At 63.9% G+C, this 12,213-nt stretch carries 12 protein-coding genes and 1 riboswitch; of the genes, 9 read left to right on the top strand and 3 right to left on the bottom strand.

Annotation, left to right across the window (positions count from 1 at the left end; translation table 11 throughout):
* The first annotated feature begins 85 nt into the window (after positions 1-85).
* From MOD31_RS07920 to MOD31_RS07900, 5 genes are all read left to right on the top strand, one after another.
* Entirely contained in the window at positions 86-733 is a 648-nt protein-coding gene (locus MOD31_RS07920) for a HutD family protein (protein ID WP_250820258.1), read from the top strand.
* A gap of 57 nt (positions 734-790) precedes the next feature.
* Positions 791-856: riboswitch (guanidine-III (ykkC-III) riboswitch) on the top strand.
* 10 nt (positions 857-866) lie between these two features.
* Positions 867-1,181, top strand: coding sequence for a multidrug efflux SMR transporter (locus MOD31_RS07915; RefSeq protein ID WP_166842273.1), 315 nt, complete (start codon positions 867-869; stop codon positions 1,179-1,181).
* A 2-nt stretch (positions 1,182-1,183) separates the two neighbouring features.
* Entirely contained in the window at positions 1,184-1,567 is a 384-nt protein-coding gene (locus MOD31_RS07910; protein WP_284705320.1) for a multidrug efflux SMR transporter, read from the top strand.
* Positions 1,568-1,774: 207 nt separating this feature from the next.
* Positions 1,775-2,779, top strand: coding sequence for an aldo/keto reductase (locus MOD31_RS07905; RefSeq protein ID WP_250820257.1), 1,005 nt, complete (start codon positions 1,775-1,777; stop codon positions 2,777-2,779).
* Positions 2,780-2,783: 4 nt separating this feature from the next.
* Positions 2,784-3,434 (top strand): MBL fold metallo-hydrolase, encoded by a 651-nt coding sequence (locus tag MOD31_RS07900; RefSeq protein WP_250820256.1) that lies wholly within the window; start codon positions 2,784-2,786, stop codon positions 3,432-3,434.
* Between the two features lie 68 nt (positions 3,435-3,502).
* On the opposite strand, the gene MOD31_RS07895 is transcribed toward MOD31_RS07900, so the two are convergent.
* Both MOD31_RS07895 and MOD31_RS07890 read right to left on the bottom strand, forming a co-directional pair.
* On the bottom strand, positions 3,503-5,224 hold the full coding sequence (locus MOD31_RS07895; protein ID WP_250820255.1) for a DEAD/DEAH box helicase: 1,722 nt from the start codon (positions 5,222-5,224) through the stop codon (positions 3,503-3,505).
* A gap of 569 nt (positions 5,225-5,793) precedes the next feature.
* Positions 5,794-7,185 carry an MFS transporter gene (locus tag MOD31_RS07890; RefSeq protein ID WP_250820254.1) on the bottom strand — a complete coding sequence of 464 codons (1,392 nt, stop codon included), beginning with the start codon at positions 7,183-7,185 and terminating at the stop codon, positions 5,794-5,796.
* Positions 7,186-7,250: 65 nt separating this feature from the next.
* Between MOD31_RS07890 and soxR the strand changes: the two genes are divergently transcribed.
* On the top strand, positions 7,251-7,706 hold the full coding sequence (gene soxR / locus MOD31_RS07885; protein ID WP_142937869.1) for a redox-sensitive transcriptional activator SoxR: 456 nt from the start codon (positions 7,251-7,253) through the stop codon (positions 7,704-7,706).
* Between the two features lie 45 nt (positions 7,707-7,751).
* Positions 7,752-8,486, top strand: a complete 735-nt coding sequence (locus tag MOD31_RS07880) for a cyclopropane-fatty-acyl-phospholipid synthase family protein (RefSeq protein ID WP_374206982.1) — start codon at positions 7,752-7,754, stop codon at positions 8,484-8,486.
* A 12-nt stretch (positions 8,487-8,498) separates the two neighbouring features.
* Here the strand turns inward: MOD31_RS07880 and MOD31_RS07875 are convergent, their stop codons facing one another.
* Positions 8,499-9,530 (bottom strand): Lrp/AsnC family transcriptional regulator, encoded by a 1,032-nt coding sequence (locus MOD31_RS07875; RefSeq protein WP_250820252.1) that lies wholly within the window; start codon positions 9,528-9,530, stop codon positions 8,499-8,501.
* A 141-nt stretch (positions 9,531-9,671) separates the two neighbouring features.
* Between MOD31_RS07875 and MOD31_RS07870 the strand changes: the two genes are divergently transcribed.
* Together MOD31_RS07870 and MOD31_RS07865 are read left to right on the top strand one after the other, a co-directional pair.
* The gene (locus tag MOD31_RS07870; protein WP_250820251.1) at positions 9,672-10,889 is read left to right on the top strand and encodes a M20 family metallopeptidase; all 1,218 of its coding nucleotides are present in this window, start codon (positions 9,672-9,674) and stop codon (positions 10,887-10,889) included.
* Positions 10,890-10,919: 30 nt separating this feature from the next.
* The gene (locus tag MOD31_RS07865) at positions 10,920-12,212 is read left to right on the top strand and encodes an MFS transporter (RefSeq protein WP_250820250.1); all 1,293 of its coding nucleotides are present in this window, start codon (positions 10,920-10,922) and stop codon (positions 12,210-12,212) included.
* Position 12,213 lies beyond the last annotated feature (1 nt).

Raw genomic sequence — 12,213 nt, 5'->3', positions numbered from 1 at the left:
AGCCGTAGTCAGAACGTTTTCCACATATGACGTTAGCAAGCTGCAAAGCCAACGCAGAAGCCGCGTCCACCACTAGGCTGGTCGAATGGAGATTATCCGCTTTGCCGACATCCGTCCCGAACCGTGGCGTAATGGGGGCGGGGTGACGCGCGAACTCGCTAGCCATCCGAAGGCCGCCTCCGCACAGGATGGCACCTGGGATTGGCGCGTCAGCATCGCGGACGTTTCCAAGGCTGGGGAATTTTCTGTGTTTCCGGGCATGGAGCGGGTCATCACCATCATCGACGGCGAACTGCTGCTCCTCACGGTGGACGGCTCGGAGCATCCGTTGGAGAAGTACCGTCCGTTCCGTTTCTCGGGCGAGGCTGCATCCTCGGCCACCCTTCCCACTGGCGACATCCGGGATTTGAACGTCATCGCACGCGAAGGTGCTTTCAAGGGCTACACCTCCATTGTGGAGATCTCCAAGAAACGCGCGCACCCGGTCTTCGAGGGCCAGCTGGCCGTCCTGCTTGAGGGTAAGGCCACGGTGGCGCCCGGCACGGCTGTGGAGGAACACATCGCTGTGGAGGGAAAGTCCGACGACGACGGCGGGGCACCCAGCGTCATCGAACCTGTCGAGTTGTCCAGATACGACGCCGTGGTTGGCTCGGATATCCGCAGTCCCGAGATCTCAGGCCGGGGCTTCGTAGCGGTGATCTCGATCGATCACGTGGAGCCGTCGCATTCCTGAACCGGTGACGTTAACCACCAGAAGTGGCCACCCCGCATGGGAGTTGCTAGCCTGAAATGAAGGTTCCCCTCCGGAACCTCCGGACGACGGTTCAGTACCCGGCACGCGACAAGACTGGCCAAAGGAAAACGTCATGTCGTGGATAATTCTGATTCTCTCCGGAGCACTCGAAGCCGTGTGGGCTGCGGCTCTTCACCGTTCCAAAGGCTTCCGCAAACCTGTCCCCACCGTTGTATTCCTGGTGTCCGTTGTAGCCAGCATGGCCGGACTCGCCATTGCGATGCAATCCATTCCCACGGGCACGGCTTATGCAGTGTGGGTTGGCGTGGGCGTGGTCCTGACCGCCACATACGCCATGGTCACCAAAGTTGAACGCGCGACGACGGCCCGGCTGCTTTTGCTTGCGGGCATCGGCGCATGTGTCATCGGCCTGAAGGTGGTGGCGTAGCCATGACTGAGAACACTGGAAACACTAAGAACACCAGCAACGGAATCTTCTGGATCATCCTCTTGGCTTCAGCTCTGCTCGAAGCCGTATGGGCCACCGCTTTGGGCCTGTCCAACGGCTTTACGCAACTCACGCCAACGGTGGTTTTCGCCGTCACTGCCGTCCTCAGCATGCTGGGGCTGGGCATTGCCGTCAAACGTATCCCCCTCGGCACTGCCTATGCAGTGTGGGTGGGTGTTGGTGCGGCACTGACCGTTGGCTGGGCCATGATCACGGGTGTTGAATCTGCCAGCCCGCTCAAGTTGCTGTTCATCGCGGGAATCGTGGGCTGTGCTGCTGGTTTGAAGGCGTTGCCTGCTGAGAAAGCCACCGCGAAGGCCGAATAGTCTCCTGCACCGCAGCGCTCCATCCCGGTTGCTTCCCCCAGCACCCCTCCACCAGCAAACGGAAACCCCGGAAATACGGGATCCGTCGAGCCAACAAACCGGGCAACACCGGACCAACTGGGAAGGAGCGCAGGAATACCCGCGCCCGTAGCCGGGTTCACGCCATCAAAGGGCACTCTGGAACACCTACGCGTATTGGAGAAGTTCATGACTGAAGTTCAACTCGGCGATGGCCTCACTGTAAGCCAGCTCGGTTTCGGCGGAATGGCCCTGACCCCGGTCTATGGCGGAATCGAGCCTGATGAAGGGCTCAAAACGCTGCGGCACGCGGTGGACGCCGGTATTACGTTCATCGACACCGCAGATGTATACGGCGCAGGCAGCAACGAGGAACTCGTAGGCAGGCTCTTGAAGGAGCGGCGCGACGACATCCAAGTAGCCACAAAGTTTGGAATTGAGGGCAACCCCGCGGACGGGTACACGGGAGTCCGCGGGGATGCGCCTTACATCAGGCAGGCGGCGGAAGCGAGCCTCCGCCGTCTGGGCACTGACGTGATTGACCTCTACTACATGCACCGCCGTGACCTCCGCGTTCCGATAGTGGAAACCGTGGAGGCCATGGCGGAGCTGGTCCGTGAGGGCAAGGTCCGGCACCTCGGTTTGTCTGAAGTGACAGCCGAGGAGCTCAGGCAGGCCAACGCCGTCCATCCCATTGCCGCGGTCCAGAGTGAATGGTCAATCTGGAGCAGGGATGTTGAGCTCAACGTTGTTCCTGCAGCCAAGGAACTTGGCGTTGGGTTCGTGCCTTATTCGCCGCTTGGCCGCGGTTTCCTTACGGGAACCGTTAGCGCGAGCGACCTTGGGGAGAATGACTTCCGCCATAAGATCCCCCGTTTTGGTGATGAGGCACTTGATGCGAACCAGGCCGTCGTGGCTGCGGTTCGCGAGGTAGCCAGCGGGCTGGATGCAACTCCGGCCCAGGTAGCCCTGGCTTGGCTGTTCACCCAAGGTCAGCGCCTCGGGATTTCGGTGGTTCCCATCCCCGGCACGCGCAAGACGCACCGGATCGACGAGAACCTGGGGGCACTGTCCCTGCAACTGGGGACAGCACATCTTGAGGTACTCGACCAAGCAGCGGCCGCCGTCGTGGGTTCACGATCCGCCGACCCCAACTGGGTGTCACAGGGCCGCGAAGCCAAGAACGTAGGCTGAACGAATGGATTCACTTATTCACTCACTGCGTGACGTCACTATCCGCAGCATTTCTGTCAGCGAGATGAACAACAACGTGTATCTGTTGACTTCCAAGTCCACGGGTACGCAGGTGCTGATCGATGCCGCCGACGACCTCCCTGCCATTCAGCAGCTTCTGATGGACAGTGCCGCTGACACGGCCGCGCAGCCCAAGCTGGTCCGCATTGCTACCACCCACCAGCACTGGGACCACGTCCGTGCGCTGCCTGAGTTGGTCGCCGTCACCGGCGCAAGCACCTCAGCTGGAGCGGACGACGCCGATGCGTTGCCGGTTCCGGTGGATGTCCGCCTTGGTCACGGCGACGTTGAGCGGTTTGACGATGTTGAGCTCACGGCGGTCCACCTGCGTGGACACACCCCGGGCTCGATCGCTTTCGTGTACCAGGATCCGGACGGGCCGGCCCACATTTTCAGTGGCGACTCGTTGTTTCCGGGTGGCGTCGGCAACACACAGAACGATTCCGCACGCTTCACTTCTCTGTTGAACGACGTGCAGGAGCGACTGTTCGACGCTTATCCGGACGAAACCCTGGTTCACCCGGGCCATGGATTGCCCACGACACTGGGTGCCGAGCGGCCACACCTTGAAGAGTGGCGCGCCCGAGGCTGGTAACTTGCGGGGCCTGCTCTGCGTCCTAAACCCAAGGAATAGGGTGCAGAGCGGGCCTCACAACGCGAGACTTAGCGGCCGCGACGCTCGTTGGACGCGGGAGCCGATGCACGACGCGGGCCGCTGCGTGCCGGACGACCTGCGCCCGAGCCACCGCGACCGGAGTTGCCGGAAGCACCTGAACCGTAGGATCCGCCGGACGTAGCGCCCGTTGCGGAAGACCAAACGGCCTTGTTTCCGCCGGTACGGGTGCTCGTGGTGGATGCCGTGCGCGGAGTCGAAGCTGAGCGCTGTCCGGTAGCCGGACGTCCGCTGCGGCCGTTCTGGCCCTGCGAGCCGGGAACGTCATTGCGGTGAGTAGCGCCGGCCTTGCCGCGACCGCGGGGGCTGCGTGCGACGTCGTCGTTCATTGCTGCGCGGCGATCTGCACGGTTGGTGTCCGTACGAACCGGCTCAGCCCCAACCTTGCCGCGACCGTTCCGACCACCGCGGCCACCAGCGGTGGGAGCAGCCTGCGTGGAACGGCGGGCGCGCTTGCGCTGGGCGTTGGCGCCGGTGGAGGTGCCCCCACCCTGCTGGGTTTTCGCAGCGAGGAGGGCCGCACGGGTGCGGGGATCAACCTTGTCAGCGATGTCGCCCACGAGCTTGGAAACCAGCGGTGAGTTCGCCGTGACGCGCTCGAAGGAAACGTCAACGCCGGCAGCCTTCATGAGCTTCTTGACGTCGCTCTGCTGCTCGGGGAGCGTCAGAGTAACCACGGTGCCATCGGAACCGGCGCGGGCCGTACGGCCGGAGCGGTGCAGGTAGGCCTTGTGCTCTGTGGGCGGGTCCACGTGGATGACGAGTTCGACGTCGTCAACGTGCACGCCGCGGGCTGCGACGTCGGTGGCCACCAGGACGCGGACGTCACCGTTGGAGAACTCGGCAAGGTTGCGGTCGCGGGCGTTCTGCGACAGGTTGCCGTGAAGGTCGACGGCGGGGATGCCGGCATCCGTAAGGGTCTTCGCGAGCTTGCGGGCGTGGTGCTTGGTCCGCATGAAGAGGACGCGGCGGCCAGCGCCGGAAGCCAGTTCAACAATGAGTTGCTTCTTGACGGTCTGATCGTTGACCACCAGGACGTGGTGTTCCATGGTGGTGACAGCGGCCTGGGGATCGTCCACGGAGTGCGTCAGCGGGTTGGAGAGGTAACGGTTGACCAGCTTGTCAACACCGTTGTCCAACGTGGCGGAGAAGAGCAGGCGCTGACCCTGGGTGGGGGTCATGTCCATGAGCTTCTTGACTACCGGGAGGAAGCCGAGGTCAGCCATGTGGTCTGCCTCGTCCAGCACGGTGACCTCAACAGCTTCGAGGGTCAGGATGCGCTGGCGGATCAGATCTTCGAGGCGGCCCGGGCAGGCGATGACGATGTCGACGCCGGCGCGCAGCGCCTTTTCCTGGCGTGCCTGGGAGATGCCGCCGTAGATGACCGTGGTGTTCAGGCCCATGGCCTTGGCCAGCGGCTCAATGGTGGCGTTGATCTGGGTTGCCAGTTCGCGGGTCGGTGCAAGGACGAGGCCCATGGGGCGGCCGGGCTTGCGGAAGTGCTTTGCTTCGCGCTCGGCCAAGCGGGCCACGAGCGGGATGGCGAAGGCAATGGTCTTACCGGAACCGGTGCGGCCACGGCCCAGGACGTCGCGGCCTGCGAGCGTATCCGGGAGGGTCTTGACCTGGATGGGGAATGCCTCTTCGATGCCATCTGCGGCGAGGGATTCAGCAATGGGCTTGGGCGTGCCAAGGGCAGCAAAAGTAGTCATAAACTTCATGTCTTTCGGGCGGTGTCCAGGTGCGGACATCGGCCCCCGACGCCGGTTGGGCCAGGGGTTCGCCGAGGAAAAGTCAGGTGGTCTACCGATTCGCTTTAGCAGCGGTGGCCGGGACCAAATAGAACGCGTTCATCGACGCAGGATGTGCCTCTCACATGAAAAATGCCCCGCCGCGTAGCCTTTCCGGCCACCTGCTTCAGGGCGTCACCGCACATCAAGTGTTCCTAGCTTAGCAGTGATTCCACGGCGGACCCGCATCGGGGCTGTTCAGGCTCGCGTTGCGGGGCCCGCTTTGCACCCTTCCGGGCTCGCATAGTGCGCAGAGTAGGCCTCACAACACATACCCTCCCGTTGCGAGGCCCGCTTTGCACCCTTCCGGGCTCGCATAGTGCGCAGAGTAGGCCTCACAACACATACCCTCCCGTTGCGAGGCCCGCTTTGCATGGCTCACGGCCCCCAAACCATGCAGAGCAGGCCTCACAACACACGCCCTCCCGTTGCGGGGCCCGCTTTACGCCCTTCCAGGCCGCCAATGCACGCAGAGCAGGCCTCACAACGGGTCAGGAGTGGCGCGTGAGCTCCGGTTCGGCGTCACGAGGCACGGGCGCGGCAGAGCGGGCGGCAACCCTGGGTGCAATGACCACCCCGACGACGGCGATCACTGCGGTAAGCGCAAAGACCGCAGCGAACGGGCTGGCCGCAAAAGCCGCGAAAACGAGCCCCGTTGCCGCAAGGGACAGTGCCCCGCCGAGGGAATCGGAGATGGACATGGCCGCACTGTTGAAGCCTTGGTTCTCCTCTGTGGACAGCGCCAACGTCATCACGGAGAGCCTCGGGTACATGAGCCCCATCCCGCCGCCGGCCAGGATCCACCCGGCAATGGCCACGGCCGCGGGCAGGCTGAAGGCCGCGGTCACCAGGGTGGAGATCACGGCAATAAGCACCAAGGCAGCGCCGATCTTGACGGCAAGATCGTCCGCCAGCCGCGCACCGAGCCTCCCTTGGATGGCCGATGCCCCGGCCCATGCCAACGCGGCACCAGTCAGCGTCAGCCCGGCGAAGGTGGGGGTGAACGCGTAGCGCTCAGTCAGCAAATACGGCAAATACACCTCGGCCCCGAAGAACGCCGCCGATGCCAAACCGCGCACCAGGATCACACTGGGCAGGCCGCGCCGGGCAGTGAGGGTCCCCCGCGGAACCAACGGGCGGACAGCCACCAGAGCAAGGACAAGAGCGACGACGGCAATCGCCCCACCCACGCCCGGAACCTCTGCGGACAGGTTCAGTCCGAGGACGGCGGCGGCTGCGAGCGCCGCCCACCCCATCCGGCCGAAGGCCCAGGGGACAGGCTCCTCGGGAGGCCGCGTATCCATCCCCCGCACGGCCGGCACCACCATCAGCAATGCCGGGACAACCAGCCCCACAACCCCGAGGAACACCCAGTGCCAACTGCTGAGCTGGGCCACCACACCCGCGGCAAAGGGACCAATCAGGGACGGTACCACCCAGGAGGCGGCGAAGGCGGCAAAGATTTTAGGGTGCAGTACAGGCGGGTATACGCGGGCCACCAGGACGTAGAGGGCCACGGTCATTGCGCCGCCACCAAGCCCCTGGACCAAGCGTCCGAGCACCAGCATTTCCATGGTTCCGGCCATTCCGGCGATCAACAGGCCAGCCACGAACAATGCTACGGAGGTGTACAGCGGCGCCGCGGGACCACGACGATCCGACCAGTTACCCGCGGCCACCATGCCCATCACGCCCGTAGCAAGCGGGCCTGCGAAGGCCAGCGCGTACAGGCTGGCTCCGTCCAGGTCGCGGCTGACGAGCGGCATGATGGTGGTCACCGCGAGGGACTCGAACGCGCTCAGGAACACGAGCGCGCACGCCCCCACGGTGGCCAGCAGGTATGGGCGGCGCAGTATCCCGGCCGTTGAGGTGTCAGAGGTCATGGACGCCAGCCTAGAACCTCAACTAATGTTGAGGTCAATCCACCGCCCGCCAGGAAAGCGAACCCATGCAACAAGCCACAACGCACCGGCCCCTCACTATCGGTGAGTTGTCCGAGCGAAGTGGAGTGTCGGCGTCGGCCCTTCATTTTTACGAGCGGAACGGGCTCATCGAAGCAGACCGGACGGCCGGCAACCAACGGCGCTACCGCCGCGAAACGCTGCGGCGGGTCGCGTTCATCAAGACCTCCCAACGGGTGGGCCTGCCCCTGAAGGACATCCGCGAGGCGCTGGATTCCCTGCCTGACGGCCGGACACCCACCAAACGCGACTGGGCCAGGCTCTCCCAGCGGTGGCGCGAGGAACTGGACCAGCGCATCGCAGCCCTCCAGCACCTTCGCAATGACCTGGACGGGTGCATCGGCTGCGGCTGCTTGAGCCTGAAGTCGTGCACGCTGCAGAATCCGTCGGACGAGCTCGGAGCCTCCGGTGCGGGCGCGCAGCGTTGGACTTTGCCGGAATAGCAACAGGCATTGCCTTTGAGCGCAGCGTCGCGGCACGCTTGGGTTATGACTGAACAAACGCACGACGCCGGCACTCACCACCACGGTCAGCACACCCATGAAGGGGCGCAGCACACCCATGATGGCTCTCAGCAGGGCGGCCTGAACCTCCACGAGGAAGCTGACAATGCCGTGGACATGTGGGACGGCATGTACCGGGAACGCGCCAGAATTTGGAGCGGGAACCCCAACACGCAGCTGGTTGCCGAGGTCATTGGACTGAAGCCGGGGAAGGCGCTGGATCTGGGCTCCGGGGAAGGCGGCGACGCTATCTGGTTGGCACAGCAGGGCTGGACTGTCACCGCGTTGGACGTGTCCGCCGTCGCGCTGGAACGGGCAGCAGCCCATGCAGCGGAGACCGATCACGCGGACCGGATCACGTGGCAGCAGCAGGACCTCACCGAGTGGGAGCCGGAGCCGGTGTTTGATTTGGTCTCGGCACAGTTCCTGCACTCCCCCTTGTTGCCGTGGCGGGACTCGGCGTCAAAAGCGGCGGCCGCCGTCGCACCCGGTGGCACCTTGTTGATCGTGGGGCATCACCCGCACGGGCTCCCTCCGTGGAGTCACCATCGCGAGTCCGGCATGTTCTTCACGCCGGAGCAGTTGGCGGGTGCCCTGCGGCTGGATCGCGAGCCGTGGTTTGTTGAGGTCCTCACGGACAGGGCGCGGACTATTGAAGGACCTAACGGTGAGTCCGGCACCACGTTGGACACAGTCCTGAGAGCAAGGAAGCACGCCTAAACACCGGCGCGTCTAAATACCGGACGGAAGTAGCTCACCGTAGGGTGGCACCACTGTTCCGGTGGCGGTGGAGTCCGGGTTCAGCATCCAGCCGACGCGCTTGGCCGTGTTCAGCATGACCACACTCTCCACCAGTTCGATGCCCGGGATCCGTTGCTGGATGGTGAGCTCCATTTCCATGACGTCAGCCAGGGATCGCAGCCACATGATCATGGTGAAGTTGGTGCGGCCCGTGGTGGACGCGGAGAAGCGGATGTTCCGGATGGCCCTGAGTTCCGTGGCGGCGGCCTCATGCTCGCCTGCGGGCACGTTCGCGAACCACTGGACCGTGATGGGGAAGCCGGAGAACTGCTGAGCAATTTCGCAGCGGAAGGACAGCATCCGGCTGCTCAGGACCCTGCCCAGTTGCCGCTGGACGGTGGCGGGGTTTCTGTTCAGGGCACGGGCGATTTCTGCTGCCGTGGCCCGTCCGTCGCGAGCCAGGAACGGGATGAGAGCCAAGTGGGTGTCCGGGAGTGGGGCCACCGTGGCGTCGTACGGGTTTGCTGATTCGGGTCCGGCGAGCGCCTTGAGCGCTTGTTGTTCCGCTTTGCTGAGGACGTTGAGCCGCCACGCGTAGCCGCTGGTATGAATCCGCGTACAGAGAGCTGTGTGGTACTTGGTGAGTCCTCGAATTTCCTTGAGCCTGGGCACTACCTGAGTGCTGAATTGCCCCAGGTCCTGGGTGATCACCGTCAGCATGAGGTCACGGTTGCTGGCAGCTTCTTCCACGGTGATCACCTCGGGAAGCTGAGCGACGGCCGAGGTAACGTCCGGCCTGAGGTGCATTTCGCAGTCGATGTCCACCATGGCCAGGCACATGTCCTTGGGGTCTCCCATGAGGTGTGCGGTGGTCCACGCCGCCCCGGCAGCGCGGAGGCGCTCCCATCGGGACGCCAGCGTGGTGGCGTGGACGCCCAGGACTTGGCCGGCGTCGGACCAGCTGATCCTAGGTGAGATCTGTAGGGCGTTGACCAGGCGCAGGTCTTCCTCACTGAGTTCCATGAGTACATTTTCTCAGAACCATGCATGTTTCCTGTCAAATGATGGCTGCATGTGCATATTTACAGTTGTTTGGGAACTTGTGAATCACATCACCTCAGAATGGCATAAGGAACCAGTCACCGGGAAAGACCAGGAGAACTCATGACCATCGCTTCCGAAGCCAAGGAACTGCGGGACGACATCGTCCGCCTCCGCCACGACCTCCACCGCGAACCGGAGATTGGGCTGCAGCTCCCCCGCACGCAGGAGAAGGTACTCAAGGCGCTGGACGGACTTCCGTATGAGATCACCCTCGGCAAGGAGACGACGTCGGTCACTGCGGTTCTGCGCGGCGGTGCAGCTCACGCTTCAGCCGAGAAGCCGGTGGTGCTGTTGCGCGCCGACATGGACGGACTCCCTGTGCAGGAGAGGACCGGCGTGGACTACACCTCCCGTTGGGACAACGCGATGCACGCTTGCGGCCATGATCTTCACACCTCAATGCTTGCCGGCGCGGCCACCCTGCTCGCGGAGCGTCGCGATCAGCTGGCCGGCGATGTCATCCTCATGTTCCAGCCCGGCGAAGAAGGCTTTGACGGTGCGAGCTACATGATCAAGGAAGGCGTTTTGGATGCTGCCGGTCGTCGCGCCGACACCGCCTACGGAATGCACGTGTTCTCCGCGCTCGAACCGCATGGCCAGTTCGTCACCAAGCCCGGCGTCATGCTCAGCTCCTCCGACGGACTCGTTGTCACCGTGCTTGGCGCGGGCGGCCACGGCTCCGCCCCCCACTCCGCCAAGGACCCCGTCACCGCCGCTGCCGAGATGGTCACCGCACTCCAGGTCATGGTCACGCGCCAGTTCAACATGTTCGATCCCGTAGTCCTGACCGTCGGCGTCCTGCATGCAGGAACCAAGCGCAACGTCATCCCCGAGACCGCCCGCATCGAAGCCACCATCAGGACCTTCTCCGAAGAGTCCCGCCGCAAGATGATGGAAGCAGTGCCCAGGCTTCTGCATGGCATCGCGGCAGCCCACGGTTTGGAGGCAGACGTGCACTACCAAGAGGAATACCCCCTCACCATCAACGACGAGGACCAAACCACCACCGCGGAGAAGGTGATCGCCGGAATGTTCGGCGAATCCCGCCACACCCGCATGGCAACTCCCCTGAGCGGTTCCGAGGACTTCTCCCGCGTCCTCGCCGAAGTCCCGGGCACCTTTGTGGGGCTCAGCGCCGTTGCCCCCGGCGCCGACCACACGACGTCGCCGTTCAACCACTCGCCGTACGCACTGTTCGACGACGGCGTCCTCACCGACGGCGCGGCGCTGTATGCCGAACTTGCCGTATCCCGCATCGCTGCCCTCGCCGGCAACTAACTCCCTGCCCGCCTGATCTTGGAGAACCACATGAGCACCACCGTAGGAACGTCCCCCGACGTCAAGGTCCACAAATCCCACATGCGCACGCTGGTTGGCACCGGCATCGGCAACGCCGTTGAATGGTACGACTGGGCAATCTACGCCACGTTCTCGCCGTTCATCGCGAGTGCTCTCTTCAGCCAAGCCGACCCCACCTCAGCCGTGCTGTCCACCTTGGCGATCTTCGCCGTCGGGTTCGTTGCCCGTCCGTTCGGTGGGTTCGTGTTCGGCTGGATCGGCGACAGGATTGGCCGCAAGACCTCCATGACGGTGGCTGTGGCATTGGGCGCGGTGGGCAGCCTCCTCATCGGCATCGCCCCAACGTTCGCTGCTGTTGGCGCCTTCGCTTCGGTGACGCTTCTGGTGGCCCGGCTCATCCAGGGCCTGGCGCACGGTGGCGAGTTGCCGTCGTCGCAAACGTATTTGTCCGAGATGGCGCCCAAGGAACACCGCGGCTTCTGGGCCACCCTCATCTACACCTCCGGCACTGCCGGCATCCTCGCCGGAACGCTGCTGGGCGCTATCCTCACCGCGACCCTCAGCAAGGACGATATGAGCGCCTGGGGTTGGCGTATCCCGTTCCTGATCGGTGGCGCACTGGGCATCTACGCCCTGTTCATGCGGGCCAAGATGAAGGAAACCGAGGCTTTTGAGGCTGAGACTCCCAACGAGAAGCGCTTGCCCATCTGGCCGCAGATCGTGAAGTACCGCAAGCAGGCGATGCAGGTCATCGGCCTCACTGTTGGCCTGACCGTTGTGTACTACATCTGGGGCGTGGTGGCACCGAGCTACGCTGCAACCTCCCTGAAGATGGACCGCGGAGAGGCGCTCTGGGCAGGTGTGATCGCCAACGTGGTGTTCATTGCCGCCCTGCCGTTCTGGGGCAAACTGTCCGATCGCATCGGCCGTAAACCGGTGATCATCGCTTCCTCCGCAGGTGCCGCGCTGATGCACTTCCCCATGACGTGGCTCCTCAAAGACTCACCCTGGCAGCTGGCAGTGTCCATGTCCGTGATGCTGTTCTTCATCGCCGGCAGCGCTGCGATCGTCCCGGCCGTCTACGCAGAGCTCTTCCCCACTCACATCCGCACCATCGGCGTCGGCGTCCCGTACTCCATCTGCGTCGCCGTGTTCGGTGGCACGGCTCCGTACCTGCAGACGTGGCTCGGCACCATCGGGCAAGCTCAACTGTTCAACGTGTACGCAGTGATCCTGCTGCTGGTGGGCATCGCGTTTGCCTTCTCCATCCCGGAGACCAAGGGCAAGGACCTCACGGTCTAGC

The sequence above is a fragment of the Paenarthrobacter sp. TYUT067 genome (assembly GCF_023656375.1).
Lineage (GTDB): Bacteria > Actinomycetota > Actinomycetes > Actinomycetales > Micrococcaceae > Arthrobacter.
Note: the sequence above shows the minus strand (reverse complement) of the source record. Positions and strands in the feature narration are given on the sequence as shown.

What these genes read in the sequence shown, in the direction of transcription:
- MOD31_RS07880 (WP_374206982.1), top strand. Translation starts at nt 7,752, where the DNA reads ATGACTGAACAAACGCACGACGCCGGCACTCACCACCACGGTCAGCAC.
- MOD31_RS07920 (WP_250820258.1), top strand. Translation starts at nt 86, where the DNA reads ATGGAGATTATCCGCTTTGCCGACATCCGTCCCGAACCGTGGCGTAAT.
- soxR (WP_142937869.1), top strand. Translation starts at nt 7,251, where the DNA reads ATGCAACAAGCCACAACGCACCGGCCCCTCACTATCGGTGAGTTGTCC.
- MOD31_RS07895 (WP_250820255.1), bottom strand. Translation starts at nt 5,224, where the DNA reads ATGACTACTTTTGCTGCCCTTGGCACGCCCAAGCCCATTGCTGAATCC.
- MOD31_RS07870 (WP_250820251.1), top strand. Translation starts at nt 9,672, where the DNA reads ATGACCATCGCTTCCGAAGCCAAGGAACTGCGGGACGACATCGTCCGC.
- MOD31_RS07890 (WP_250820254.1), bottom strand. Translation starts at nt 7,185, where the DNA reads ATGACCTCTGACACCTCAACGGCCGGGATACTGCGCCGCCCATACCTG.
- MOD31_RS07900 (WP_250820256.1), top strand. Translation starts at nt 2,784, where the DNA reads ATGGATTCACTTATTCACTCACTGCGTGACGTCACTATCCGCAGCATT.
- MOD31_RS07875 (WP_250820252.1), bottom strand. Translation starts at nt 9,530, where the DNA reads ATGGAACTCAGTGAGGAAGACCTGCGCCTGGTCAACGCCCTACAGATC.
- MOD31_RS07915 (WP_166842273.1), top strand. Translation starts at nt 867, where the DNA reads ATGTCGTGGATAATTCTGATTCTCTCCGGAGCACTCGAAGCCGTGTGG.
- MOD31_RS07910 (WP_284705320.1), top strand. Translation starts at nt 1,184, where the DNA reads ATGACTGAGAACACTGGAAACACTAAGAACACCAGCAACGGAATCTTC.
- MOD31_RS07905 (WP_250820257.1), top strand. Translation starts at nt 1,775, where the DNA reads ATGACTGAAGTTCAACTCGGCGATGGCCTCACTGTAAGCCAGCTCGGT.
- MOD31_RS07865 (WP_250820250.1), top strand. Translation starts at nt 10,920, where the DNA reads ATGAGCACCACCGTAGGAACGTCCCCCGACGTCAAGGTCCACAAATCC.